Genomic DNA, 24,769 nt, shown 5'->3' on the forward strand with positions numbered 1-24,769 from the left:
TGTTATGTATGAATGTTTGATAAATGTTTAACGCAAGGGGGTGAGGCTTTTATTTTACGATCACTTTCTTGCCATTATGGATATAGAGGCCCTTGGTCGGGTTGTTGACGCGGCGGCCCTGGAGATCATAATATGCGGAATTGCCTGCACTGGCGGCATTAACCGTTGTGATGGCGGTGGAAGAGTTGGTGGTATAGTAGATAGTATAGCTAACTACATTCATATCCTTTGCAACACAAGTATTGACAAAATCCAATTTCGTTACATTTTCAATGGGGGAAACCGGCATATCCATCGTCATCGTTGTCTCAGTCTGACCGATAGACTCTCCGTATTCATCAACAAAAAGACCACTCCATTTCTTCGTAGCGATGACGGTATCACCGACCTTTGCCTCACAATCTGCCTTGCCCCAAGCACCTTCGCAATATCCATCTACTTCCAACTTCGTTATGTTAATATTAGGAAGACTACCAATAGTAAAGGTACAAGACTGGCCCTCTTCCAATAAGCGCCATGTATCCGTATTTGGACCATCATAGGTAAAAGTTGCCCCTTCCGGAACATCACCATTTTGATAACATTCACCATTATCGAGAGTAACCTTGAAAGACTTCTCTGTACTACTTTCATCTGCCTTTAAGACTTTTGCAGAAAAGGTTTCATCTGACGGGAATCTTACAGCGACATCGTCATAACAGAAATAAGCGGGCAAGGAGAAGCCATAACCATTGTCTGTATTACCCACAATATTAAACTCTACCTTTGTTACCTTTCCTAAATTTGCCAAAGACCAATTGGTCCAATCAGTTAACAAAAACTTTTTACCAAGAGCCAAATAAGTAGATGTAGTCTTAGTAGTACCATCAGCATGATACCCAATAGCCTCAACCTTGACATAGTCAGTATCCGCCAACGCTGAAGACAAGCTGTTACCATTCTTGGCAACATTTACAAAATAGGTTGTATTATTGATCCACATATGGTCGATGGTACGAGCCACTCCATCCTTAAACTCGAAGAAAGGAAGATTAGAAGCAGAATAGCCCGAGTTATCCTTATAGCCATAGTCTACGCAGAAGTTATCAGAGCCGTTATGGCCGTGGCCTTTCTGGCCGTTGCCCGTGTTATCAGCTACATACACGGAGAGCTGATGGAGATAATTGCCATCGCTGAGGTTGCCGTTCCAATAGTTGGAAATAGCCTGACCGCCCCCCCAGTGCATCTTCGTGCCCCAGTTCTCGGGAAGTTCAGAGTAAAGATTGGTGTTATTCTCATCATACCAACTATAATTGACAGCCGTGGAGGATTTAGACGTATCTCCGTGGTTCTCGCCATAGAGCAATTCACCACCATACTGTACCGTGTCGATGAGTGACGACCAGTTGAACTTGTTAAGATAGTTGGCATTTGTGGATTTGTAGTCTCCGTCCTCAAACGTGAGGGTGCGGAGGGAATAGTTCTGTGCGGAGGCTGTGACGACAGCGAGACAGAACAGAATCAGAGTAAAGAATTTCTTCATAATGAATGAAATTAGGCCTCACCCCATATCCCTTTGCAGGGGCCGTCCCTTGTGGCGGCCCGTCGGCGGTACGCCGAATGATCCACAAGAGAGGGGATAAGAATGCCGTACCGGCATCGGGCCGCCACAAGGGGCGGCCCCTGCAAAGGGATTAGGGATCAGCGTTTGCTATGAATGAATATTTGATGAATATTTAATGGACATGGAACTTCTTCCCCCTTTTGCGGAACATGATAAATCATGTCCCTACTTCCACACCACTTTCCTCGTCTTTCCGTTGCTGCCGACGATATAGATCTGCCCGGCGACGGGAGTGTCGACACGCGTGCCTGTGAGGGTGTAGATGGCTGTGCGGCCGTCGGTGACGGATGTTGCCGTGGGGACGTAGATTCGTGTAGTGATTGGATCCTCGATGTCACGGCCCGTCATGTGGAGGTCGAGGGCACCATAGACTTCCGTACTTGTTTCACCGAGCCAGCCACAGTACTGATTGACACCGGTATAGACTTTCACGAAATTGATACCGTCAAGATTCGCGGGATTGCCGTCGGCATCCACGGCCCAGTCGATATTAATATAGGAGAGGGAGTCGGCATTGGGAGCATTGTCAGCATAACCATAGGTATAGCTGTATTGAACATAATAGGTACCCTTGCCACTCTCATCAATATAGTTGTCGGCGAGTTTCGTACCCTCGAAGGTCAGTGTGGTGCTGTCGGGGAGCCACTGCGGCCAGTAGCTCTGATGATGGAACGTGTTCTTGTAGACATAGCCCTTGCCGCCCTGATTATCGGTCCAATGCACATAGGTAGTGTCGGAGAGGGAGTGCTTCGTGTCCGGCGTCTTGACCTTGTCCTCATCGGGCTTCTCGTAGACGATGCGGTAGTGGTGGATCGTAGCGGGACTGTTATACTCGCTGCCGGCGATCTCATACCATGGATCATCGGGGAGACCGTTGCCGTTGACATCCTTACTGACAAGGATGATGCCGGGCTCACAACTGCCGCCACGGGCTTTCTTTGCCGACGCGCCCCAGAAGGCATTGCCGAGGATCTGGAAGTCCATGTGGTCCTTGATGTTCTCGATCATATGGTCGAAGCCGAAGACGACATAGCCGCCATAGGCACCGAGGGAGATCGGCTTGTTGTTGTCCTTCCGACAGAGGGTAGAGTCGACTCTGTAGATGATATTGGCCTTCGTCTCACCGGCATAATAGGCGGGGGCACTGTTAACGAACTGTCCCGGAGCGGGACAGAAGTCATACACCGAATCGATGTACGCTTTCTGCGCTTGGGCCTGAAAGGCCAGGCAGAGTGTAAAAATAAAGAGTAAAAATTTACGCATATATTATTTTTATTTGATCCACCGTAGAATTATTTCACGTATTTCTTTCCTCCACGGATCACGACACCATGGTAATCGTTGCCGACACGCTGACCGGTGAGATTATACATCGCATCATTGGCGTTGGAAGTTGTCGTAACCTTATTGATGCCCGTAGACTCCGCAGGAGGCAGGGCGAGGATATGGGCGGGACACATATAGACCTGGAGAGGCTTGAAGAGTTGCTCACCGCTCTGCGTGTAGCCATAGAGTTCACCGGCATCCGTGTAGCCTACGGCATCGGTGAAATAGACATTGCCCGTATACGGGGAGATGTAGAGCTCATAGGGCGACTGGAGCGTCTTAATCTTCGACGTAATGGCATCATTGAAGATTCCCGCGGTGACGGTCATCGTCGTCGGGTCAATGGTGTTGATATACCAGGTATAATCGCCCGTATCATAGGAGAAGGCACTGCCGATGGTATAGAACTTACTGCCATCGGTACTGTTATAGGTACAGGGGAAGTCGAAGGTCGTCACCTGGTCATTGTCACAGTTAAGGATGACGGTCTTCGGGGCGGTTTCATAATAATCGCCGCAAGAGTTGACGAGAATGTAAGGCCCGGCCTGCGACATCTCACTATAAAGGTTGATACAACCTGTGTCGATATTCTTCTCGAGGGTCATCGTGGCGGCATCAATGACGGAGATCGTCTTCTCATAGTCATGACTCTCGGCGAAGGCATAACCGCCGGAGTTGGCAACATAGAGCTTACCATTGTAGAGGCGGATGCCCTCGGGCTCCCACCCTACCTGACAGGTATCGACGACCTCATGACTATTGACATCGATCTTGGCGACATAGCCTTTCGTGAAGGTCACCTCCTTGCCGCCGATGGTGCACTTGTGGGCATAGGACGTGATATAGAGGTAGCGGCCGTCGGAGCACATGCGGCGGTTGTTCGGCACGTTCTCCGTAGCCCCGCAGGCCGTACCGTCGGGGTGGATATACTGGATGATGTTCGACCAGTTGACGGCGATGGCGATGAGGGTGTCGTTGACCTGGATAATGTCGTTCGGCGTGTCACCGAGCTTCGTGCCGTTGACCTTCCGGAACCACCCGTTCGTCATCGTCCCGGCAGAAGCGTCATAATACGACAGTTGTCCGTTGTCCTGTTGCCAGTTGCCCTCATTGCAGATGATGAGGTTCTCCTTCGTCTGCGCATGAAGCGGGACAGCGAGAAAGAAAAGAAATAAGAAGAAGTATATTTTATTCATATTTCAATTATATATTTCCGTTTTTGGCGGAACATAATGAATCATGGTCCCTACAACTGCACTTTCACCGTCACGGCATATCTTCTGCCGGGCATGGGCCAGCGCTGGATCATCTCATAGGGCTTGTCGAAGAGATTCTGGCACTCAGCCTCAACGGTCATCATGCGATAATGATAGCCCACCTTCACGTCCGTACAGTTGTAACGGTCGAGGGGATCATCGATACTGTTTTGTGCCGTCCAGTAACGCTTGTCGACGAACATGTCGGAGACGGAAGCCTCCCACCCTTTCCACAGGAACGTGTAGATGGCGGAGAAGGACCAGCGGGGGGAATAGGCCACGAAGTCGTTATAGTCCTTTCCGCCGGGATTTGTGCGGTTGCGGTCGTCCATCCACGTGCCCGTGAGCATAAGGATATGATGCTTGAACGTGGCGTTGACGCTGAGGTCGGTACCGATGCAGCGCGTATAACCGTAGTTGAGCATCGTCCACTGGAACGATCCCTTCAACGGCAGACAGACGATGCGGTCCTTGATATGGTTGAAATAGGCGTCCCACTGGACATGCAGCCAGCGGTGACTGTAAGTGATGCCGGCATCCCACTGCTGCGTATACTCAGGCTTGAGGAAACGGTTGCCCACGAGGGTATAGTAGAGGTCGTTGAGCGTAGGGATACGGAAGACGGTCTTATAGAACGCCCGCAGCGTCCAGTCGCCGAGACGGTAGGAGGCGAGGGCGTCCCACGTCCAGCGGTGCAGCGGCGCTGCCTCCTTGTAGGTATGGTCCTTACAATAGGTGTAGAGGGCCGTGGCGTTGATGGACAGTCCGCCGAAGTTATAGAAGGCCGTGATAGATGTCTTCGAGTCGATGCGGTAGACATAATGGAAATGCTTCAGGTCTGTCGTGAGGTCACTCCACCGCAGATCGGGTGAAAGGGAGATACCGAAATGGTGATAAGTATAGCTCAGGGCCACGGCACTGTAGATATCCTGCTGGTGATAAGTGACATTGCTATGGACACTGACATTCTCGTCGAAGTCGGAACGGTAATGGAGACGGTCATTAGCATATTTCACGATGCCACGGAGACCGAGGAGACCGAAATGATGCTGATAGGACAGTTGGGAGAAGAAGTTCTGGTCCCACTCCTTGCCTACATCGGTATACTTGCCCGAGAGACGGCGCACGATACCGCCGGGGAGGCCACGATAAGACAGATAATAATAGGTGTGCCACTGCCAGGGACCGTGGAAGAGACAGCCCTCGACACGCATCTGGTCGAGGTTATCATTCTGCCGCGTGCCCGTAGTGTCCTCATACTCGGTATGATAGCGGAAAGGATAGTCGCCGTCGGTATGGGTATACTGGGCGTCGATGAAGCCGAGGCGCTGATAAGAATAGGTGACGTTCACCTTATGGGTGTTGAAGGAGCCATAGGAATAGGACGCCAGGAGCGACGTGCTGTCGGGGCGGTGGGTACGGAGATAGACGGTGGAGGCGGAGGCATACTCGCTGGCCGTCATCAGCGGCTCCGTCTTATTGGCATTGAAGAGGGAGACGGACTCGAGTGTCGTCAGGGAATATTTGCCAAGATCGACGGTACCGTTCTGCGCGTTGGTAATGCGCACGCCGTCGAGGTAGACGCCTACATGCTGGGAGCCGAGGGACCGCACGTTAACGGTCTTCTGTCCGCCGAGGCCGCCATAGTCCTTGATCTGCACGCCGGCGAGGTATTTCAACGCGTCGGCAACATTATTGGAGGCCAGGGCGGAGATCTGACGGCGGGAGATCGTCTGATGGGGCGACACGTTCTGTGAGCCACGGGCCACGACCTCATGGATCTGGAAGACGGAATCGGACATGAGACGGCGCTGCCGGTTCTCCCTGCCTTTCTGTCCCCAGGCGGAGACGGCGGAAAGGACCAACACCAACAGCACACAATACCGTACGGGTACAGTCATCCTTATTCTTATAACCTTCTTCATAATCTTCTCTCTGTCACGCTGACTCCGAACCCTCGCGGAGTGACAACGGGGTAAACGCACGACGGCAGGTCTTCTGGCTCGCAGTCCGGAGGAGAACGGCCTTCCCGAAAAAACTGTCAGTGGCCACGGGTGTTCTCTCCGCTTGAAGGACTGCACACAGCAGCGGGACTGTCCGGGATTCTCACCCGGTTCCCTCTTCGTCACGCCTCAGCGGCATGAACCGTATGCGGGTGCAAAGATACAAAAAAGTAGAGAAGTAAAAAAGTAAAAAGGTAAAAAATCGTAGGGACATGATTTATCATGATCCGTCCAATGCGGGTGTGTGGCCGCAAAAAGGCGACCACGCAAGAGATTAGAATGCTTTTCCGAATGAAATATAAGGATACAGTACAGGCTTCTGAACGCCATGACTGTCGCCGAAATTAAAGGAAGGACTTACACCCACACGAAACTGGAAACCATTCTTGACAGTATGCCGATAGCCGATATTACCAAATACGTAATAACCGAAAACATTTCTGGAATGGGTATTTGTCGTTCCTTGATAATACTCCATCACACCCGTGCTTACATTATCGAAGCCCATGACATCAACATCGGGCAAATCTTTGATCTTGTCATAGGTCTGATCATCTATCTGCCGCCATTCTGTCTCCTGATAATGACCATTGTAAAGACCTAAGCTGACTCCCATACCCAATTCCAGATGATTTTGCTGGTCACCCAACAAATAATTGATCTCAAGGGGTACGGCATAAGCACGGGTACTTTCATCACCATCTAAGAAGTCAGAGCTTTCACTATATCCCCAAGAGAGGCCGGCACGCCATCCCAGCGAGAAAATTCACTGAAACGAGCATCATAATTGATTCCTACCACTGTTGATGCGCCGCCCAACTCCAGATAGACACTCTGATCTCTATCAGACGACGCTGTCTGATTCTGTGCCCACAATGTCAATGGCATCAGACATGCCATCAACACAATAATCTTTTTCATATTCATTGTTTGTTTGAGTTTGCTTTTTGCCAACCATCATACCAAGAGTGATAGTCATTTTTGACCCAAATAACGGACTTGGGGAACCAGAGCGTAGTGACCTTGGAGGTATTCACCACACAACGGCTCACGGAATCCGTACCCTCGGGAATCTTCCCAACGCCATCGGTAAAATCCTGATAGGAATTGAGTGCGTAAATCGTCTTTCCACTCTTCGATACCAGATTGCCGTTCGCATCATTGGCATAGACCTTATTTTCCGTATCCACCGTGAACTTGGGATGGATGAGATATAGAAAAGCCTGGTCGCTGATGGAGACGACATTTTTAGGAATGGTGAGCTCCGTGACACCGAGATCAGCAATACAGTTGGCATCCATCTTCGTGAGGGTCTCGGGAAGCACCAGCTTCGTGATATTCTTGATCACCGCCCATCCTACCGTTCCCATCTCGTTGACAGTAAGCTTATACTCGTTATAAGGCACAGTAGAGGGTATCGTCACCTCACCGCTGCCGCTGATACCCGTCACCTTCACGAGGTTGGTCTCGGTCGTTCCTCCGGAGGCCGTAACTTCATAAGATATCGTATAGGTCCCCGTCGTGATTTTAAACGTTGTACCCACAGGAACTTCATTCGCCGCATGCATCGGCAAACAGAGCAACAAAAGAGCAATTGCTCCCAGTATCCCTCTTAGATGTAGTATTCTTTTCATATGCTTTGAATTTGTTTTCGTATCATTTTTTATTCCCTCAACAAAATTACAGTTTTCTTTCTATATATACAAAACAATTGAACGTTTTTTTCGCATTTCGTAGGGAAATGATACATGATGATCCGCCATAAGGGCATAATATATTATATTCCGCTCATTTTCCTTGTGTGGCCGCATGAATCCTTTTGTAGGAGGTAAAACGCATAGAATTTATCCGACTGACTGATTATTGCACGTCATTTTTGGTGCTTTCGGATTTCGGTTCTAGAGAAACGGAGGGCGGAAATGTTAACCCGAGATGGCAAACTACGAGGTCTGACTGAATATCTTTCGTGCAGAATTTTGTAAACATCGTGTTTAGAAAATTCTGCACGATGTTTACGAGCCGTAAATGCCTTGTTTTCGTGTGAGTCTTTATGCAATATCATGCATAATCATTGAAAAACAACCGCAATATTGCCTGTTTTCCCGGATAAATATGCAACAGAAATTTCTATTATTCACGATATTATTTGTATCTTGTTGATAATCTGCAACTTACTAAAAAGCCCCATAAATCGCGTATATGTCGCCAATTGTCCGTTTGTTGATTTCCACGCGAATTCTGAACATGATTAGAAGGTCAAAAAAGAGGGAGTGATGATGGATAACCATGGGACACGCCCACAATTATCCATTATCTATTGTCCATTATCCATTATGGATTTATTTCCTGTGCTGGCTCTTTCGGTTGGCGCGCTGCTCGCGGTATTTAGCCTTTTGGCGTGCGGAACCGCTGCCATGGGCACCGGTGATATATTTCTTCTTCCGGGCTTTGGTCTTCACCTTCTCTTCTTTCGGACCACCCTTCGGCGCCCCTTTGAAGACCATCCCGTTCTCAATGATTTCTTCGATGTCGCTCATAATTCGTAAAAAATAACCCTCCTGCAGGGGGATATTAATGGTGGAACAGTCTCACGTGCGTGAAGGCCATAGCGATATCGTACTTATCGCAGGTCTCGATGACATTGTCGTCACGGATGGAGCCACCGGCCTGGGCGATATACTCCACGCCACTCTTATGAGCCCGCTCGATGTTGTCGCCGAAGGGGAAGAAGGCATCGGAGCCGAGGGCGACGCCGGTATTCTTCGCGATCCATGCCTTGCGCTCCTCACGCGTCAGCGGCTCGGGCTTCTCAGTGAAGACCTTCTGCCACTCACCGTCACGCAGCACATCCTCATACTCGTCACCGATATAGACATTGATGGTGTTGTCACGGTCGGCACGACGGATCCCCGGCTTGAAGGGGAGACTCATGACTTTCGGACACTGGCGCAGCCACCACTCATCGGCTTTCTGACCGGCGAGGCGCGTACAGTGGATACGGCTCTGCTGACCGGCACCGATGCCGATGGCCTGGCCGTCCTTGACATAGCAGACACTGTTCGACTGTGTATACTTCAGCGTGATGAGGGAGATGATCAGGTCACGCTTGGCCTCAGCAGAGAAAGTCTTGTTCTTCGTCGGGATATCCTCGAAGAGCTTCGGATCGGCGAGGTTCACCTCGTTGCGCAACTGCTCAAACCAGATGCCGAAGACCTGTTTGCGCTCGATGGGCTCGGGCTTATAGTCTGGATCGATCTTAATGATGGTATAGTTACCCTTGCGCTTCGTTTTCAAGATGGCGAGAGCTTCGGGAGTATAGTCAGGAGCGATGACACCATCACTGACCTCACGGTGGATGAGCTTCGCCGTGGCCTCGTCACAGGTGTCGCTGAGCGCGCAGAAGTCACCGTAGGAACACATACGGTCGGCACCACGGGCACGGGCATAGGCATTGGCCAGAGGCGTGAGCTCGAAGTCGATGTCATCCACGAAATAGATCTTCTTCAGCGTGTCACTCAGCGGCAGGCCGATGGCGGCGCCGGCGGGAGAGACATGCTTGAAACTGGCAGCCGACGGCATTCCCGTAGCAGCCTTGAGTTCCTTGACGAGTTGCCAACTGTTGAAGGCATCCAGGAAGTTGATGTATCCCGGGCGTCCGTTGAGGACCTCGATGGGCAGTTCCCCCTTCTCCATGAAGATACGGGCCGGCTTCTGATTGGGATTGCAGCCGTACTTTAATGCTAATTCTTTCATTGCGCTTGATTAATGTTAAAACTTTGTTGCAAAGATAACAAAAAATCTGCATTTCAATGCTTCCTTTCTCGTTTTTTGAGTAACTTTGCCGTGAAAATATTATTTTTTTACGTTAGTTATGAAAAAAGAATGGCAACATCTCATCGAGGATGTCGAAAAAAAGATTGGGGACGGAGTCCATCTCCGTAAGGATATTGGAAAATTACGGAAAATCTTCGCGGAACATCACTTTCATCTCCATGACCTCTCCCCGCAGGCCAAGGACCGTCTGGCCCTTCTCGCCGGCTTCCAGAGCTGGAAGGACTTCGACGAGGCCCTCCACGGCGATGCCGACGGGGAAGTGAACTACGAAGGTTAAGGGATGTTTTGCACGATGAGCATATACGTCAGCGTGCCGCCGAGAATTGAGATCATCATCTGACGCTTCCAGACATGCAGGAGAGCCGTGACGAGGACACCGATGGCCTCGGGGACACCGAAGGGCGCTGCCATGACATCCACATTGCGCAGACAGTAGACCACGAGCATGCCGAAGACGGCACCCATCGTCGCCCCCGTCACCCAATAGCTGTAGTCGAGGACTGTCACCCAGAGCATGAACCAGCCCTTGTCGACACCCTCGGGGATCTTCGCCGTATAGTTGATGGAGAAGGTCTCGTCGCACATGCCGTAGATGAGTGGGAACTTCTTCCACCCCATGCCCTTGAAACGGTCGAGCATGGAGATGCCGTAGAAGAGATGACGGGCACAGATGAGCAGGGCGATTACAAACGACTGCAGGGGATGGAAGGCACCCTTCAGCATGCCTACGGCAACAAACTCCACCGATCCGGAGAAGATCGTCATGGCCATGATCATCGGCCACCAGAAGGAGAAGCCGGACTTATTCATCAGCAGGCCATAGGCCAGACCGAGGAACCAGAACCCGGCGAAAATGGGTATCGTGTAAGGAAACGCGGCCTTCAGCGCCGGCCGCCATAAACTCTCTCTCTTCATAAGCAAAAATAAAAAAAGGTCTCCTCCACACGGGAAGAGACCTCTAATTTCTTTTCTAGGGGAACGGACATTAGTCCTTGTTGACGACCGTATTCTTCTTCTCCTGGATACGAGCCTTCTTACCAGTGAGGTTACGCAGGTAGTACAGCTTAGCGCGACGTACCTTACCACGCTTGTTAACCTCGATAGAATCGATGTTCGGAGACTCCATAGGGAAGATACGCTCTACGCCTACCGTTCCGGACATCTTACGAACGGTGAAACGCTTCTTCGTGCCCTCACCACTGATCTTGATGACGACACCGCGGTACAGCTGGATACGCTGTTTGTTTCCCTCGACAATTTTGTAAGCGACAGTGATCGTGTCACCGGGGTTGAACTCCGGGAACTGCTTGCCGGTTGCAAATGCTTCTTCAGCAACTTTAATTAAATCCATGATGTAATTTTTATAATTAAATTTGTTTGTCGTTCCAACCCAACATCCGCAGACTGCATTGACTGCCAGCGGTTAGGCCGAAAAGCGCTGCAAAGTTACGACTTTTCCACGAACCCACCAAACGGAAATCCACTTTTCTGAGTTTTATTTGTCACATTCAGCGAAAAATCGTAATTTTGCAAAGGAAATACAACGTCTTGAAACATTAAACTGTATGAATAAGAAACGAATAACCCTCATCACCGCCCTCGCCGCAGCCCTCGCTCTCACAGGGTGTAGGAGCCACTACGAGGTGGCCGGTGTCAGCCAACAGCGTATCCTCATCGACAGCCGTTATGATGCCCATCCCGATGCTGCCGCCGAGGCCTTCATCCGTCCGTACAAAGCCCATGTGGACAGTATCATGGGCCCCGTCGTCGGTACAACGGCCCGTTATCTCGCCGCCTACCGTCCCGAGGGAGAACTGAGTAACCTTCTGCCCGACATCCTCATGTGGTGCGCGAAGGACTATGGCGAGAAGCCTGACTTCGCCGTATATAATATCGGAGGCATGCGTGCCGCCCTGGCGAAAGGCCCCGTCACCGTGGGGGATGTCGTCGATGTGGCCCCGTTTGAGAATTTCGTGTGCTTCATGACGCTGCGCGGTGACAAGGTCCTTGAGCTCTTCCGGCAGATCGCCTTCCGCGGCGGTGAGGGACTCAGCCACGGCATACACCTCGTCATCACGCCTAACAGTGCCCGCACCGCCTGCACCCTCGACTCAGTGACACTCTTCGGCCAGCCCATCAACCCGACACGGGAATACCGCGTGGCAACGATCGACTATCTCGCCGGGGGCACTGACGATATGGTGGCCTTCAAGAGCGGTACCGACGTGAAACTCTACCAGAAGCCGCAGGACAGCATGCGCGCCATCATCCTCCGCTACTTCCGCGAACTCACGAAAGAAGGGAAGCTCATCGACGCCAAGAAAGAAGGACGAGTGGTCCTGACGGACAATAGACAATAGAGAATGGAGAATAGAAAATAGATAATGGAAAATAGAAAATGAATATGAAAAGGATACTGATTTTAGCGATTGTCTGTATGATAGGACTGCTGCCCGTGGCGGCACAGAAGGAGCTGACGATCCTACATACCAATGATACTCATAGCTGTATCATGCCCCTTGGCAAGACCCTCGCCGACACCCTCTTCGCCGGACGTGGCGGCTTCCTCCGCCGGGTTGCGATGATCAAGGAACAGCGGAAAGCGCATCCAGACTTGTTGCTCTTCGACAGTGGTGACTTCTCCCAAGGCTCGCCCTACTACACGCTCTTCAAAGGGGATGTGGAGATTGGACTGATGAACGAGATGTGCTATGATGCCGCCACCATCGGCAACCATGAGTTTGACTTCGGCATTGACAACCTCGCAAGGATTATCAAAATGGCGAAATTTCCCTTTGTCTGTACCAACTATGACTTCACGGGGACACCATTAAAAAGTCTCGTGAAACCGTGGATCATCATTCGCCGTGACGGTGTCAAGATCGGTATCTTCGGACTCTCTCCGCAGCCTAAGGGCCTGATCTCAGAAAAGAACTATCTCCCGATCAAATATATTGATCCCGTGAAGACGGCTTTGGAGACAGCAACCTTCCTGAAGCAGAAGAAGAAATGTGACATGGTAATCTGTATCTCCCACCTCGGATACAATATCAACGGTATCGATGATGTCGAAATGGTCCGTGGCTCCCGGGATATAGACCTCGTCCTCGGTGGTCACAGCCATACCTTCCTCAAGCAAATGGCCTGGGAGAAGAACCTCGACGGCAAACTCGTGCCCATAGATCAGAATGGCAAAAGCGGAATATATATTGGAGACATCTGTGTAAAGCTTTATTCGAAGTAGAACGTCAGACAGATCATTTTGCTGCGGGCCTTGCTCACTGACGTGGCATAGGGGCGCATAGCCTCGTCGCGGAGCGTGGCGGGATGGCTGGTGTCGAGACTGTTCGTCAGCCCATACATGAACTTCAACTCGGGACGGAGTTTGAAGAAAGGCAGATAGAAGTCACAACCCAAACCGGCCTCGAGGAACACATCACTACGGTTGAGTTTCAGATAGTCCTGGTCCTTTCCCATGAGATTCATCGTCGGGTTCAGTCCGATCATGAAATACGGCCGATGGTTATTGAAACGCGGGGCGGCAGCAATGAGGTCAAAGGCACAGGAGATATAGGCAGACTTCAGTTGCTGGTTCTTCTCCATATAACTCTTCCGCTCATCGGCCACGGAATAGTTCTTGAACGTGATATGACGAGAACCGAAATACATGGCGGGAGCCACACGGAACTGGAACGTCTCATTCAGGCGGAGCTCCGCAAGGACGCCGACCTGGAAGGCGGGATCCCACGAATTCTGGTCACAGGCAATCTCCATCGTCTGCGTGCCGCCATCCTCCGTCGTCACGGTCTGCGGCCCGACATTGACGAGTTCAAGATCCTGCAGATGGGCACCCACGAGGACACCGAAATGCAGTTTCCGCAGATCCGTATACGGGCGGTTCTGTACAGTACGGTCCTGTGCCCCTACAGGAAGGGCCAACAAGACGAGAAGGGTTATGATCAATAATTGTCGCATGCTATGGAGATAACGAAAATAAAAGGGAGATATTGCATCCAAAAAAAATCGAAAAAAACATACCTAAATGTAGGTATATTTCAAAATTAATTCGTATCTTTGCAACCACAAGATAGCAAATAGCAGATCTTGTGATTGTTGAGATACAACGAAAACATTATATTAATTTATTAAACAAAGATTATTATGGCTTACGTAATTGGTGACAACTGTATCGCTTGCGGTACATGTATCGATGAGTGCCCGGTAGGAGCTATCTCCGAGGGCGAGAAGTACTCTATCAACCCGGATATGTGCACAGAGTGCGGCACTTGCGCTTCTGTCTGCCCGAATGAGGCAATCAGCCTGCCCGAGTAAGGAGTTACTGCTCTTCGCCTTTGGCGAACAGAAAGATATCAGGCCTGGGGATTTTCCCCAGGCCTTTTTCGTACATATCATGTAGGGACATAATTGATTATGTTCCGATCAATTCAACAAAAAAAGACAGAGTAACAGATGAACACATATGCAACGCTGTATATGCATTCATCTGTTACTCTGTCTTTTATATAGAGTCTGTTTTTTACTTTCTACCCAGTGCAGCCTTTGCTGTTGCGTTCTCGGGGTCTACCTCAAGGAGAGCCTCCCACTGAGCGTCACCCTCAGCCTTGTTACCCTTCTTGAAATAATAGGTACCGAGGTAAGTATAGGCCTGCTTGAGGAATGCCTTGTCGTTGACACCCGTCTTACCGGCAGCCTCATTATCCTTCACCGTCTTGATGAGTTCTTCGAAATACGGTTTAGCAGCACCCGTTTTCATCTCGGGGTCAAGGGTGGAGTTCAACATACCACGATAGTAGAGGGCATAACCTTTCTGCGTGGGGAACTGCTCAGCGAGGTCACCATAGACCTTATCAGCCTTACGATAGTAGTCGCTACGCTTAGCGGCATCCTTCTCTGCGGCATTGGTATAGATCTCAGCCAGAGAGATGAGGTCGTTGGCACTCTTGTTGGGCTTGCCATTAATATAGGTGTTATACTCATTCAGAGCATCGTCAACCTTACCGGCAGCACTGTAGACATCAGAAATAAGCTTATGGGTATCATTGTTGTTCTCATACTCAAGAGACTTCTTGAACATCTCCACAGCCTTGTCATAGTTCTGTGCGCCATAGAAGACATGACCAGCCATGATATAGTCACGGGCGGAATATTTCGCGCTGTCAGAACCATTGAAGAGGGCGTCAGCAGACTTCTCTGCATCAGCATAATCCTTCTTCACCAGCTGGTTGTACATCATCAGACGGCTGAAGACAGCATCCTTCGGATACTTGTTATGACCGAATGTAGCGACCTCGAGCGACTTGTCGTTCTGACCGGAGAAATAGCAAGCGCCGGCATACTCATGGAGCTGAGACTTGTCGAGTTTCTCAGGAGCTACACGACCATAGAGGGTAGCAGCCTTCTCAAACTGATTAGATTTATAGAAGAAATGAGCGCCAGTAGCATCTACGGGGAAGTCGGGGCGGATCTTACGCAGTTCCTCAAGAGAGGCGAAAGCCTCTTCCGGGCTACGGCCACGATAGACACTGGCATAGCGGATGTAACCGTCAGGATTCTGAGGATCCATGGTCTTGGCATTCTGATACCACATGGCGGCCTCACCACCATCATCCTTCAACGCCTCGATATCACCGAGGAGGATATAACCGGCACCACAGTGGGCGTCACGCTTGATAGCTTCCTCAGCATAATGCTTGGCCTGAGCCGTATCACTGGCGTTCAGAAATACATTGCCCAGGGCGACGAGGGCTTTAGGATTCTTTTTGTTAGCCTTATAGAAAGCCTTGACGGCATCCTTATAAGCATCAGGATTGTTCTTGTTGGCCAAAATGGTCTTCGCCACCGGCTCAATCTGCTGATCGATGGACTGGGCCATCATACTGCTGCTGAACCCTGTCAGCAAGGCAGCCATAACAACATATTTAATCGCTTTCATATTCTGTGTGATTAAAAAATGAATATTCTTTTTCGTTTGGACGTTGTCCGAAAACAAACGTTTACTCAACTTCAAAAAAAACTACACTTACTGGTCGTTGACCTGCACATCACGGATGACGACATCACCGCGGTAAGGGAGGAGGCCCGTCTTATAGATAACCTTCTGACCGATCGGCATCTCCAGAAAATGACCGAATCCATAGGGTAGACCGTTGATAGGATCGTTGAGGAGCGCGTAGATCGTACGGATCATCGGATAGGCTCCAGTCCAGAGATAGTACTGATACGGCTTGAAACTGTTCATCGGCGTCGCTTTGTCAGCCTTACTGACAGAGACTACGGTGACATTCTTCTTGAAGGTTGTATTCGTAGAATCGCCCTCGTCATTGAGCCAGTTAGACCCGATGATACCGATGGCGTTAGGAGTTTTCTGCACAAAGTTGACGACTTCCTTGGAAGTCTTGGCGGCGAAGACATTAGGATTGGCAATAGCCTTTCCTTTCAACAGGGAGTCCACGCACCAGTCGATAGCACTCGACTTATTCGTATCGAAGACCACCTGCATCGTTCCCTTGTTAGAGGCAGGGTTAATCTGTCTCCAGGATGTGATCTGACCGAGAAGGATCTTCTTGAAGTCATTCACGCTGAGACACGTATCCGTATTCGCCCTATTCACGATGAGGGCAAGACCATCATAAGCCAGTTTGATAGATACCGGCATAAACTTACGATCCTGCAGATTTTTTCTCTCCTTAGCAGAGAAATCACGCGATGTGATGACCAAACAAATCTTTCCTTTCAGAAGGTCGTTCATCGCATCCGTCTCATTGGTATACACGGGCACGATGCGTGCCTGTGGGTAGATACCCTCGAAGACCTCACGCTCTTCTTCGACAATGGGACTAAAACTTTCATCGGAAGCGATCTTGACCACTCCCGATGTCGGCGTATCTGTTCTGCCGCCCTTATGCTTCTTCTCCTGACAGGAAGTCAGGAAAACAGCCATAAGGGCGACAGTAAAGAGTCCTACAAAAATGTAAGAATGTTTATTCAGCATAAATCATTGTTTACTGCAGACGGAAAGAAACCGGAACGTTGTACTTCACACGTACGGCGGAACCATTCTGCTTACCAGGGTTCCAACGCGGCATGCTACGGACGACACGGGCAGCCTCACGGTCAAGAGAGGGGTCTACGGAACGTACAACCTGTACATCCGTGATAGAACCATCTTTCTCAACGACGAAGGAAACGACGACACGTCCCTGTACACCATTCTCCTGTGCGACGACAGGATACTTCACATTACTGCTCAGGTAAGACATCAGAGCACCATTACCACCCGGGAAGGACGGCATCTGCTCCACGACATCGAAGACCTTGTTCTCCACTGCCGGAGCAGCAGCAGCCTGGGGCTTCGGAGCCTCCTCGGTGACGATCTCCTGGGTAGCCTTGAGGACAGTACCCTCATCGCTGTTACCCTTGACATCGAAAGCACCGACGGCAGTCTTACTATTGTTCAGATCGTTCTGTGATACAATCTCCTTCTTTACCTCGGAGTCTTTCTTAATCACAGGAGCGGTAAACTTGATAGAGCTCTTAACCTGCTTGACGACCTCTTTCTTCTCTTCTTTCTGTACCGGAGCCTTACGCTCTACCTTAGCCTTCTTCTTAGCCTGGTTGAGTTCCTGCAGGGTGACACCTGAAGTAACGGCAACCTTCTGCTTGTTGGCTTCGACGATGGCCTGGATACCGATGATAGAAGCGATGATTGCAGCAGCAACGAGCATGATAATGATCGCGAGGATGTTACGCTTCGTAACGCCGCGACGAAGCTTGTAGGCCCCGTACTCCTTGTTACGATTGGCGAACACCATTTCGATCCATTTCGGATCGTATAGATCTATTTTTGCCATTGTTCTTTTACTTTTTAGTTAATATGTCCGTTGACTCGATTACTTGATACCCATGTTGTTGATCAGTTTCTGATCATCCGGGGTAATCTTATCAATGACATAAGTACCAATACAGCAGATCTGCATCTCATCGAGTACGTCAATCAGATTCTTGTAAGAAGCAGTCAACAACGGTTTGATGACAACGGTAAGGGTAGCCTTTCGCTGGCCCGTTCCGTCGTAATAGCCGTCCTTCAACTTGTTCAGTTCCCGCTGATAGACAGAGTCGGGATACTGAGCAGGATGTTTCAACTTCTCCTGATCGAGCTTGTTCTTAGCGAGAAGGATCTCAGCGACAGGAGCCTCACCTTCCTCAGTCTTGTGATTGATGAGCACCTTACGGAGACCATTCTTGCCCCATGTCGTCTGCTTCAACCACGTCTTACTGTCATACTGAGGAACGCCCTCGCCATACCAGATGGCGTTGTTGGCGCCAATGAAGACGGTAATCGTATGAGAAGCTTTCGTCTCTGACTGATCCTGTTTGTTTACGTTCTGATCCTTGGTAGGCATCGTTAACTGCATCGTCTGAGGCTTGCTCAGAGAAGTACAGAGCATGAAGAACGTAATCAACAGCATCATCATATCAACCATAGGAGTGAAGTCCACACGGACATTCATCTTCTTCTGTTTGCTTTTGTTCTGTTTTGCCATTTTTTAGTCCTCCACCTTCTTATATGATGTCATCAGATAGTAACGGTTCTCATCCATATCACGGAGCTCATCCATGACGCGCTTCACAATCTTATAAGGAGTGTGCTCGTCGGCCTTGATGCAGAGCTTCATGTCAGGATTGACGTCCTTCGCAGCAGTGACCCACTGCTGGAATTCACTCTTCTTATCAGAGGAGTTCTGGATAGAGTCCATAGGGATGCCCATGGTAGGCAGCAAAGCTGCCATATCGCTCTTCGACTGACTCAGATACTGAGAGAGCTTATCCAAAGGGGCACCGAACATGGCGTCATCCTTGAACTTCTTAATCTGTTCGCCCGTGAGCTGGATATTATTGTTACCGGCGACCTCCTGAAGCGTAGCTTCAAGATCCGTCGTCTTATCCATGCCCATAAAGACCTTGCCGTCTTTGTTGACAAGAATCTCGAGCACGTCTTTCTCGGGGACCTTAATTTCCGATACTGATCCAGGAGTAACGACCTTCACGGGCTCGTTCTTAACGAACGTAGACGTCAACATGAAGAACGTCAACAGAAGGACCATGACATCGGACATAGGGGTCATATCGATCCAGACGTCATTCTTCTTAATTTTTACTTTACCCATAGCGATAAAATTTTAAAGGGTTAGCAAAAATTAAGCCTCTTCCGTGTGGTTTGCTTCGTATGTCTGAGCGATTGAGTAACCTACCTCGTCGAGTGCGTATGTCAACTTATCGATCTTGTTGGTGAAGTAGTTATAAGAGATAACAGCGCACCAAGAAGTTGCGATACCGAAAGCGGTGTTGATCAAGGCCTCAGAAATACCAGTGGACAGAGCCAGAGAGTCACCACCACCACCAGCGGCCAGAGCGGCGAAGGAACGGATCATACCGGTAACGGTACCAAGCAGACCGGTCAACGTACCCAGTGTAACGATCGTAGCGATGATCGGGAGGTTCATCGTCAGGGTAGGCATCTCAAGCTGAGTAGCCTCCTCGTGAGCCTGCTGGATCTTAGCGACCTTCTGAGCCTTCTTCAGAGAAGCGTTGGCACCAGACTCCATGTCAGCGTAAGCGTTGAGGGAAGCCAGGACGACGTTAGCGACAGAACCGCGCTGCTTGTCGCAGAGCTGATGAGCCTTAGCGAAGTCGTTAGCATTCAGAGCAGCCTTGATGTTCTGGACGAACTTAGGCAGAGAGCCCTTACCGAAAGCGGTACGGAGGGCGAGGATACGCTCGATGGAGAGCGCGATGACGGTAAGCAAGAGCGTGTGGATGACAGGCACCACGACGCCACCTTTGTAGATGGTTCCCCAGATGTTGGAGTTCAGCACGGCACCGGTAGGATCGCCATTGACGAAGTGGGCCGGAGAGCCGAGGAAGAACTTAAAGTTGCAGACAGCGATGATGAAACATACAACGATGATCCAGAATGCTGCACGGATACCTGTGAAGCCCTCAGATTTCTTCTTAGGGCTTACCTTTTGATTTGTAGTTGCCATAATTTAATTACTTAAGTTATTAGTGAATTTAATATTTATATTTTCTTTGTTCAATTGTTCCAGATCAGTGGTTCTTGATCAAATCAGATGCAAAGATAGCAAAATCAAATGAACGAGGCCCCTGTTTAAGAACATTTAACTCAATATTTTTCGCCTTACTTCAGTCTGCCGAGAGCTTCCTTGATACGGCGCATAGCCTCAACGATATTCTCATCACTTGTGGCATAGCTCATACGGAAACAGTCCGGATCACCAAACGCATCACCGCCAACGGTAGCCACATGGGCGACATCAAGGAGGTAGAAGGCGAAATCGGTCGAGTTGTTAATCTTTCGCTCACCATCACTTTTTCCAAAGAAGTTGGAGCATTTCGGGAAGAGGTAGAAAGCACCTTCGGGGACATTGACTTCAAGGCCTGGGATCTCCTTAGCGAGTTTGACGATGAGGTCACGACGGCGTTCAAAGGCCTTGCGCATCTCCTCCACGCAGTTCTGAGAACTGATATAGGCAGCGAGGGCAGCCCGCTGACTGACATCGCAGGTACCACTGGTATACTGGCCCTGCAGTTTGTTCATGCCCTTGACGATCCACTCCGGTGCGGCCACCCATCCAAGACGCCAACCGGTCATGGCATAGGCCTTACTGACACCATTACAGATGATCGTACGCTCTTTCATGCCAGGATAGGAAGCGATGGAAGCATGCTTACCGATATAGTTGATATGCTCGTAAATCTCATCAGAGAGCACAAAGATATCATCGTGCTTCAGAATGACCTCAGCAAGACTGTTCAGCTCTTCTTGAGAGTAGACACTTCCTGTAGGATTGCTCGGCGAACAAAGGATGACCATCTTCGTCTTCGGCGTGATGGCAGCTTCGAGTTGTGCGGCCGTCATACGGAAGTTTTGCTCGAAACCGGCCCGTACAATAACGGGCTTACCACCGGCGAGCTTCACCATCTGCGGATAGCTCACCCAGTAAGGAGCGGGAATAATGACTTCGTCATCAGGGTTTACAAGGGCAAGGATCGTATTGCACACGCCCTGTTTGCCACCCGTACCGACGATGATCTCATTGAAGGTATAATCGAGCTGATTCTCTTTCTTCAACTTCTCGGCGATAGCCCCCCGCAGGTCTTTATAACCGGGAACAGGAGAATACTTAGAGTAGTTGTCATCGATAGCCTTCTTACCGGCAGCCTTGATGTGGTCAGGGGTCATAAAGTCAGGCTCACCAACGCTCATATTGATGACGTCGACGCCCTGGGCCTTCATCTCATTGCTTTTCTGGGACATCGCCAGAGTTGCTGACGGTGCAAGTCTTTGTAAACGATCAGATAACTGTGCCATATTCTATTCTTACTATGAAACTAACTGCAAAATTAATCATTTTATTTTGTACAACGAAATAAACGGTGCATTATTTCATCGAAATGCAACATTTCGTTAACAATTTTTCCTATTTCAGATGGAGGAGATGTCCCATACGGTCACGCTTTGTCTCGAGGTACCGTTTGTCGTAAGGATTGGGCTTTATCTCAATGGGTACGATCTCGCTGATCTCCAACCCATAAGCCTCAAGGCCTACACGTTTCACTGGGTTATTCGTCATTAAGCGCATCTTATGGATACCCAGATGACGGAGCATCTGGGCGCCACAACCATAGTCACGCTCATCGGGTTTGAAGCCGAGATGAATGTTAGCATCGACCGTATCGAAACCTTCCTCCTGAAGTTTATAGGCACGGATCTTGTTCATCAGACCGATGCCGCGACCTTCCTGCTGCATATAAATAACGACACCCTTGCCCTCCTTCTCGATCATCTGCATAGCCTTGTGGAGCTGTTCACCACAGTCACAACGCATACTGCCAAGGATATCACCGGTGGCGCAGGAAGAATGGACACGCACGAGGACGGGCTCATTCTCTTCCCACGTACCCTTGATAAGGGCCATATGCTCGAGACCGTTACTCGTCTGACGGAAGGGAATCAGGTGGAAATGGCCGTAGACCGTAGGCAGATCGACCTCGTCACCCACCTCGATGCTACTCTCTTTCTTCAGACGGTAAGCGATGAGGTCCTTGATAGAGATGACCTTCATGTCCCATTGTTTGGCATACTCCAGGAGTTGGGGCAGACGGGCCATCGTACCATCCTCATTCATAATCTCCATGAGGGCACCGGCAGGATAGAGTCCACAGAGCTTACAGAGATCGACGGCAGCCTCAGTATGTCCACTGCGGCGCAAGACGCCATTGTCCTGTGCATAGAGGGGATTGATATGTCCGGGACGGCCGAAGGTCTGCGGCGTGGCGTTGGGATCGGCGAGGGCCTTGATGGTCTCTGCACGGTCATGGGCGGAGACTCCCGTGGTACATCCCTCGAGTTTATCGACGGTGATGGTGAACGGCGTGCCGAGCATGGACGTGTTCTCCTCCACCTGATGGGGGAGATCAAGCTCATCGGCACGGGAGATGGTGATCGGAGCGCAGAGGACGCCACGGGCATGCTTCAGCATGAAGTTCACCTTCTCCGGGGTGATCATTTCTGCAGCCGTGATCAGATCACCCTCATTCTCACGGTCCTCATCATCGACGACGATGACAAACTTGCCTTCCTTGAAATCTTTCAGTGCATCTTCGATGCTGCTTAATTTATTTTCTTCCATAGTTGACTTATACCTTAATATATAATAGGGGTTGATATTTTTTTCTGACAATGGTCATTCTTCTCCTTCTTGCAAGGCAGCGAGCTCCTTCAGACGTGGGATAAGCCGGTCGTTGACACCCATGATCATCCGCAGGTCACGATAGAGTCGGAGCCGGAAACGGAACATACGGAAATAGAAGAACAGACCGGCGGGGATAATGATAGCCGCCATAATATTCATCCAGCGATGTTCGAAAGGACGGGTATGAGATTTTGTGATCAACACCGGATATTGGTTGATATCGTTGAGTACGATCTTGTCACGCGTATTGCCGAGGTCCTCGATGACCTTCTCCAGCTGAGCGCTGACCTCTTCGATGACATGGTCCGGACGATATTTAAAGAACGTACGGATAACATTCGGCAATCGCTTCAGATGGTGAAGACGGTTATAATTCATGATATTCATACTCATCTTCTCCAGGAGCTGTGCGTCAACAGCATACTGGGGCTCCTCAATGATTACCTCCTTACCGAAGACATGACGCTTGACGCGCAGGCCGAAGACTTTACGGAAGAAGAGGCGGTAAGCATCCATATTAAAGACGACAGAGTCGTTGTTTGCCTTATAGGTGACGAAAACGGCCAACGGGATGAGAACTGCCGGGGCCATGAGCTTACCGAACCACACTGACCACATACCGCCGCGTGCCATTCGATAGCCCGTGTTGTCAAGGATATAATAGACGATAAAGACGAGGACGGAGACGATGACAGGGACGCCAAGGCCACCCTTACGTATGATGGCACCCAATGGAGCACCGATAAAAAAGAAGATCAGACAAGAAAGGGACAGCGTGAACTTATCAATGCCCCAGATATAATGCTCCCGAATCATCTTATCACCATCGGCGGTCACCTGCGCCTTGAAGTCGAGGTCCATCTTCTCATTCTGTATCGTGGAGAGAGCGGAGCTCACGGCCATCTGCCGACGGTCAGCAGGGAGATGGGCGAAGATGGTGTCGATGTTATAGTTGTCGGCAGCAGCGATGCGGAGAGCACCGAGAGAGTCACGGCGCGACAGATGGGGTACGGAGTAGTACATCATCCGGGCCTGGTCGTAATAGGACCGGCCGATACTGTCGTAGCTCTCCTTCAGGGAGTCGATACCCTGACTGATCTTCGCCAGACTCTTCGTACGGGCATTCTGCGCGATACCGGCGGCATCGGCGAGGTTGAAGTCACCATCGAAGTCAAGGACAATGCGCTTCGCCACGAATGTCTCACGGCGGTAAGGGACGGCGGCACTGTTGCCGAAATCGGAGGAGTTCATGTTCTCAAACCACTCCCCACTCCACAGCCGCATGACGAGGTGCTTCTTCTCCGCCGTCGACTGCAGCATGCCCGAGTCGGCGAGGATGATAGCGGCATCCTCATAGCTGCCCGTCATCCGGTAGATCATGATGCCATAGAGATGACCCGTGTTGAGGTCTTTCTTCTGTACATAGATATTCGTGTTCGGGATACCGTCATAGAACACGCCCTCAGGGATCTCCAGTTCCGGAGATTTCTGTTTCATGGAGACAAGAAGCTGGATGAGTTTCGTGTTCGACTCCGGTCCTATGGTATTCTGGAAATAGAAAGAGCCGAGGGTAATGATGCAGACGATGGCGATCAGACCACGGAAAGACTGCAGAAGTGAGATACCCGCGGCCTTGATAGCCGTGAGCTCCGATGACTCACCAAGATTACCGAAAGTGATCAGAGAAGACAGCAAAATGGCCAAGGGCAGCGCCTGCGGGATCAGCATCAGGCCCATATACCAGAAGAACTGGGCGAGGATCTCCAGTGACAGGCCTTTGCCGATGAGGTCGTCGACATAGCGCCAGAGGAACTGCATCATCAGCACAAACTGGCAGATGAAGAAGGTCCCCAGGAAGAGCATGCCAAACTGCTTGGCAATAAATATATCGAGTTTTTTGATTCGAATCATAATCTGCTGATGGCTTCTACCGCCTATCAAGTTGCAAAA

At 50.2% G+C, this 24,769-nt stretch carries 25 protein-coding genes and 1 riboswitch; of the genes, 4 read left to right on the forward strand and 21 right to left on the reverse strand.

Annotation, left to right across the window (positions count from 1 at the left end; all coding sequences use genetic code 11):
• Nucleotides 1–49 precede the first annotated feature (49 nt).
• The 9 genes from G604_RS14685 to G604_RS0104345 form a co-directional block, all read right to left on the reverse strand.
• The gene (locus G604_RS14685; RefSeq protein WP_051220218.1) at nucleotides 50–1,522 is read right to left on the reverse strand and encodes a DUF4465 domain-containing protein; all 1,473 of its coding nucleotides are present in this window, start codon (nucleotides 1,520–1,522) and stop codon (nucleotides 50–52) included.
• Between the two features lie 246 nt (nucleotides 1,523–1,768).
• A complete protein-coding gene (locus G604_RS13515; RefSeq protein ID WP_155941852.1) occupies nucleotides 1,769–2,866 on the reverse strand; it encodes a hypothetical protein in 1,098 nt (365 codons plus the stop codon).
• A 29-nt stretch (nucleotides 2,867–2,895) separates the two neighbouring features.
• Complete coding sequence (locus G604_RS14690; protein ID WP_051220220.1) at nucleotides 2,896–4,125, reverse strand: YncE family protein; 1,230 nt, start codon at nucleotides 4,123–4,125, stop codon at nucleotides 2,896–2,898.
• A 50-nt stretch (nucleotides 4,126–4,175) separates the two neighbouring features.
• Entirely contained in the window at nucleotides 4,176–6,110 is a 1,935-nt protein-coding gene (locus G604_RS0104325; protein WP_081657650.1) for a TonB-dependent receptor plug domain-containing protein, read from the reverse strand.
• 45 nt (nucleotides 6,111–6,155) lie between these two features.
• A riboswitch (cobalamin riboswitch) is annotated at nucleotides 6,156–6,350 on the reverse strand.
• Between the two features lie 112 nt (nucleotides 6,351–6,462).
• Nucleotides 6,463–6,804, reverse strand: a complete 342-nt coding sequence (locus tag G604_RS15485) for a hypothetical protein (RefSeq protein WP_051220221.1) — start codon at nucleotides 6,802–6,804, stop codon at nucleotides 6,463–6,465.
• A gap of 86 nt (nucleotides 6,805–6,890) precedes the next feature.
• The gene (locus tag G604_RS15490; RefSeq protein ID WP_231376040.1) at nucleotides 6,891–7,109 is read right to left on the reverse strand and encodes a hypothetical protein; all 219 of its coding nucleotides are present in this window, start codon (nucleotides 7,107–7,109) and stop codon (nucleotides 6,891–6,893) included.
• Nucleotides 7,110–7,111: 2 nt separating this feature from the next.
• Nucleotides 7,112–7,732 (reverse strand): hypothetical protein, encoded by a 621-nt coding sequence (locus G604_RS0104335; protein ID WP_155941853.1) that lies wholly within the window; start codon nucleotides 7,730–7,732, stop codon nucleotides 7,112–7,114.
• A 795-nt stretch (nucleotides 7,733–8,527) separates the two neighbouring features.
• Complete coding sequence (locus tag G604_RS0104340; protein ID WP_028909485.1) at nucleotides 8,528–8,725, reverse strand: hypothetical protein; 198 nt, start codon at nucleotides 8,723–8,725, stop codon at nucleotides 8,528–8,530.
• 34 nt (nucleotides 8,726–8,759) lie between these two features.
• Nucleotides 8,760–9,941: a phosphoribosylaminoimidazolecarboxamide formyltransferase gene (locus G604_RS0104345; RefSeq protein ID WP_028909486.1), complete on the reverse strand. Its 1,182-nt coding sequence runs from the start codon at nucleotides 9,939–9,941 to the stop codon at nucleotides 8,760–8,762.
• A gap of 118 nt (nucleotides 9,942–10,059) precedes the next feature.
• Here G604_RS0104345 and G604_RS0104350 point away from each other — a divergent pair, with 118 nt between their 5' ends.
• A complete protein-coding gene (locus G604_RS0104350; protein WP_028909487.1) occupies nucleotides 10,060–10,299 on the forward strand; it encodes a hypothetical protein in 240 nt (79 codons plus the stop codon).
• On the opposite strand, the gene G604_RS13530 is transcribed toward G604_RS0104350, so the two are convergent.
• Nucleotides 10,296–10,937 carry an AzlC family ABC transporter permease gene (locus tag G604_RS13530; protein ID WP_051220223.1) on the reverse strand — a complete coding sequence of 214 codons (642 nt, stop codon included), beginning with the start codon at nucleotides 10,935–10,937 and terminating at the stop codon, nucleotides 10,296–10,298. The two genes, G604_RS0104350 and G604_RS13530, sit on opposite strands and share 4 nt — an antisense overlap.
• Nucleotides 10,938–11,007: 70 nt before the next feature.
• Nucleotides 11,008–11,373, reverse strand: a complete 366-nt coding sequence (gene rplS / locus G604_RS0104360) for a 50S ribosomal protein L19 (RefSeq protein ID WP_028909488.1) — start codon at nucleotides 11,371–11,373, stop codon at nucleotides 11,008–11,010.
• Nucleotides 11,374–11,587: 214 nt separating this feature from the next.
• Between rplS and G604_RS0104365 the strand changes: the two genes are divergently transcribed.
• Together G604_RS0104365 and G604_RS0104370 are read left to right on the forward strand one after the other, a co-directional pair.
• Nucleotides 11,588–12,382: a 5'-nucleotidase C-terminal domain-containing protein gene (locus G604_RS0104365; protein ID WP_028909489.1), complete on the forward strand. Its 795-nt coding sequence runs from the start codon at nucleotides 11,588–11,590 to the stop codon at nucleotides 12,380–12,382.
• Nucleotides 12,383–12,426: 44 nt separating this feature from the next.
• Nucleotides 12,427–13,266 carry a bifunctional metallophosphatase/5'-nucleotidase gene (locus G604_RS0104370; RefSeq protein WP_028909490.1) on the forward strand — a complete coding sequence of 280 codons (840 nt, stop codon included), beginning with the start codon at nucleotides 12,427–12,429 and terminating at the stop codon, nucleotides 13,264–13,266.
• Here G604_RS0104370 and G604_RS0104375 read toward each other — a convergent pair.
• Complete coding sequence (locus G604_RS0104375) at nucleotides 13,254–13,997, reverse strand: porin family protein (RefSeq protein WP_028909491.1); 744 nt, start codon at nucleotides 13,995–13,997, stop codon at nucleotides 13,254–13,256. The genes G604_RS0104370 and G604_RS0104375 overlap by 13 nt on opposite strands.
• A 186-nt stretch (nucleotides 13,998–14,183) precedes the next feature.
• Here G604_RS0104375 and G604_RS13535 point away from each other — a divergent pair, with 186 nt between their 5' ends.
• A complete protein-coding gene (locus G604_RS13535; protein ID WP_036904583.1) occupies nucleotides 14,184–14,354 on the forward strand; it encodes a 4Fe-4S binding protein in 171 nt (56 codons plus the stop codon).
• A 205-nt stretch (nucleotides 14,355–14,559) separates the two neighbouring features.
• On the opposite strand, the gene G604_RS0104385 is transcribed toward G604_RS13535, so the two are convergent.
• The 9 genes from G604_RS0104385 to G604_RS0104425 form a co-directional block, all read right to left on the reverse strand.
• The gene (locus tag G604_RS0104385; RefSeq protein WP_028909492.1) at nucleotides 14,560–15,975 is read right to left on the reverse strand and encodes a tetratricopeptide repeat protein; all 1,416 of its coding nucleotides are present in this window, start codon (nucleotides 15,973–15,975) and stop codon (nucleotides 14,560–14,562) included.
• Nucleotides 15,976–16,062: 87 nt separating this feature from the next.
• The gene (locus tag G604_RS0104390) at nucleotides 16,063–17,034 is read right to left on the reverse strand and encodes a PstS family phosphate ABC transporter substrate-binding protein (protein WP_028909493.1); all 972 of its coding nucleotides are present in this window, start codon (nucleotides 17,032–17,034) and stop codon (nucleotides 16,063–16,065) included.
• Nucleotides 17,035–17,044: 10 nt separating this feature from the next.
• On the reverse strand, nucleotides 17,045–17,893 hold the full coding sequence (locus tag G604_RS0104395) for an energy transducer TonB (protein ID WP_028909494.1): 849 nt from the start codon (nucleotides 17,891–17,893) through the stop codon (nucleotides 17,045–17,047).
• Nucleotides 17,894–17,932: 39 nt separating this feature from the next.
• Nucleotides 17,933–18,586, reverse strand: a complete 654-nt coding sequence (locus G604_RS0104400; RefSeq protein ID WP_028909495.1) for an ExbD/TolR family protein — start codon at nucleotides 18,584–18,586, stop codon at nucleotides 17,933–17,935.
• Between the two features lie 3 nt (nucleotides 18,587–18,589).
• Nucleotides 18,590–19,210 (reverse strand): ExbD/TolR family protein, encoded by a 621-nt coding sequence (locus tag G604_RS0104405; RefSeq protein WP_028909496.1) that lies wholly within the window; start codon nucleotides 19,208–19,210, stop codon nucleotides 18,590–18,592.
• Nucleotides 19,211–19,240: 30 nt separating this feature from the next.
• Nucleotides 19,241–20,086 (reverse strand): MotA/TolQ/ExbB proton channel family protein, encoded by an 846-nt coding sequence (locus tag G604_RS0104410; protein ID WP_028909497.1) that lies wholly within the window; start codon nucleotides 20,084–20,086, stop codon nucleotides 19,241–19,243.
• A gap of 155 nt (nucleotides 20,087–20,241) precedes the next feature.
• On the reverse strand, nucleotides 20,242–21,435 hold the full coding sequence (locus G604_RS0104415) for a pyridoxal phosphate-dependent aminotransferase (RefSeq protein WP_028909498.1): 1,194 nt from the start codon (nucleotides 21,433–21,435) through the stop codon (nucleotides 20,242–20,244).
• A gap of 109 nt (nucleotides 21,436–21,544) precedes the next feature.
• On the reverse strand, nucleotides 21,545–22,756 hold the full coding sequence (locus G604_RS0104420) for a bifunctional 3,4-dihydroxy-2-butanone-4-phosphate synthase/GTP cyclohydrolase II (RefSeq protein ID WP_028909499.1): 1,212 nt from the start codon (nucleotides 22,754–22,756) through the stop codon (nucleotides 21,545–21,547).
• 54 nt (nucleotides 22,757–22,810) lie between these two features.
• Nucleotides 22,811–24,730 (reverse strand): LptF/LptG family permease, encoded by a 1,920-nt coding sequence (locus G604_RS0104425; protein ID WP_028909500.1) that lies wholly within the window; start codon nucleotides 24,728–24,730, stop codon nucleotides 22,811–22,813.
• Nucleotides 24,731–24,769: the final 39 nt, after the last annotated feature.

Source organism: Prevotella sp. AGR2160 (assembly GCF_000424185.1).
Lineage (GTDB): Bacteria > Bacteroidota > Bacteroidia > Bacteroidales > Bacteroidaceae > Prevotella.

Bases quoted from the DNA above. Each gene is read 5' to 3' on its own strand.
- G604_RS15485 (WP_051220221.1), bottom strand. From the start codon at position 6,804: ATGGGAGTCAGCTTAGGTCTTTACAATGGTCATTATCAGGAGACAGAA.
- G604_RS0104415 (WP_028909498.1), bottom strand. From the start codon at position 21,435: ATGGCACAGTTATCTGATCGTTTACAAAGACTTGCACCGTCAGCAACT.
- G604_RS0104325 (WP_081657650.1), bottom strand. From the start codon at position 6,110: ATGAAGAAGGTTATAAGAATAAGGATGACTGTACCCGTACGGTATTGT.
- G604_RS0104410 (WP_028909497.1), bottom strand. From the start codon at position 20,086: ATGGCAACTACAAATCAAAAGGTAAGCCCTAAGAAGAAATCTGAGGGC.
- G604_RS13530 (WP_051220223.1), bottom strand. From the start codon at position 10,937: ATGAAGAGAGAGAGTTTATGGCGGCCGGCGCTGAAGGCCGCGTTTCCT.
- rplS (WP_028909488.1), bottom strand. From the start codon at position 11,373: ATGGATTTAATTAAAGTTGCTGAAGAAGCATTTGCAACCGGCAAGCAG.
- G604_RS13535 (WP_036904583.1), top strand. From the start codon at position 14,184: ATGGCTTACGTAATTGGTGACAACTGTATCGCTTGCGGTACATGTATC.
- G604_RS0104370 (WP_028909490.1), top strand. From the start codon at position 12,427: ATGAAAAGGATACTGATTTTAGCGATTGTCTGTATGATAGGACTGCTG.
- G604_RS0104340 (WP_028909485.1), bottom strand. From the start codon at position 8,725: ATGAGCGACATCGAAGAAATCATTGAGAACGGGATGGTCTTCAAAGGG.
- G604_RS0104420 (WP_028909499.1), bottom strand. From the start codon at position 22,756: ATGGAAGAAAATAAATTAAGCAGCATCGAAGATGCACTGAAAGATTTC.
- G604_RS0104350 (WP_028909487.1), top strand. From the start codon at position 10,060: ATGAAAAAAGAATGGCAACATCTCATCGAGGATGTCGAAAAAAAGATT.
- G604_RS0104385 (WP_028909492.1), bottom strand. From the start codon at position 15,975: ATGAAAGCGATTAAATATGTTGTTATGGCTGCCTTGCTGACAGGGTTC.
- G604_RS0104345 (WP_028909486.1), bottom strand. From the start codon at position 9,941: ATGAAAGAATTAGCATTAAAGTACGGCTGCAATCCCAATCAGAAGCCG.
- G604_RS0104390 (WP_028909493.1), bottom strand. From the start codon at position 17,034: ATGCTGAATAAACATTCTTACATTTTTGTAGGACTCTTTACTGTCGCC.
- G604_RS0104400 (WP_028909495.1), bottom strand. From the start codon at position 18,586: ATGGCAAAACAGAACAAAAGCAAACAGAAGAAGATGAATGTCCGTGTG.
- G604_RS0104405 (WP_028909496.1), bottom strand. From the start codon at position 19,210: ATGGGTAAAGTAAAAATTAAGAAGAATGACGTCTGGATCGATATGACC.
- G604_RS15490 (WP_231376040.1), bottom strand. From the start codon at position 7,109: ATGAAAAAGATTATTGTGTTGATGGCATGTCTGATGCCATTGACATTG.
- G604_RS0104375 (WP_028909491.1), bottom strand. From the start codon at position 13,997: ATGCGACAATTATTGATCATAACCCTTCTCGTCTTGTTGGCCCTTCCT.
- G604_RS13515 (WP_155941852.1), bottom strand. From the start codon at position 2,866: ATGCGTAAATTTTTACTCTTTATTTTTACACTCTGCCTGGCCTTTCAG.
- G604_RS0104365 (WP_028909489.1), top strand. From the start codon at position 11,588: ATGAATAAGAAACGAATAACCCTCATCACCGCCCTCGCCGCAGCCCTC.
- G604_RS0104395 (WP_028909494.1), bottom strand. From the start codon at position 17,893: ATGGCAAAAATAGATCTATACGATCCGAAATGGATCGAAATGGTGTTC.
- G604_RS14685 (WP_051220218.1), bottom strand. From the start codon at position 1,522: ATGAAGAAATTCTTTACTCTGATTCTGTTCTGTCTCGCTGTCGTCACA.
- G604_RS0104425 (WP_028909500.1), bottom strand. From the start codon at position 24,730: ATGATTCGAATCAAAAAACTCGATATATTTATTGCCAAGCAGTTTGGC.
- G604_RS14690 (WP_051220220.1), bottom strand. From the start codon at position 4,125: ATGAATAAAATATACTTCTTCTTATTTCTTTTCTTTCTCGCTGTCCCG.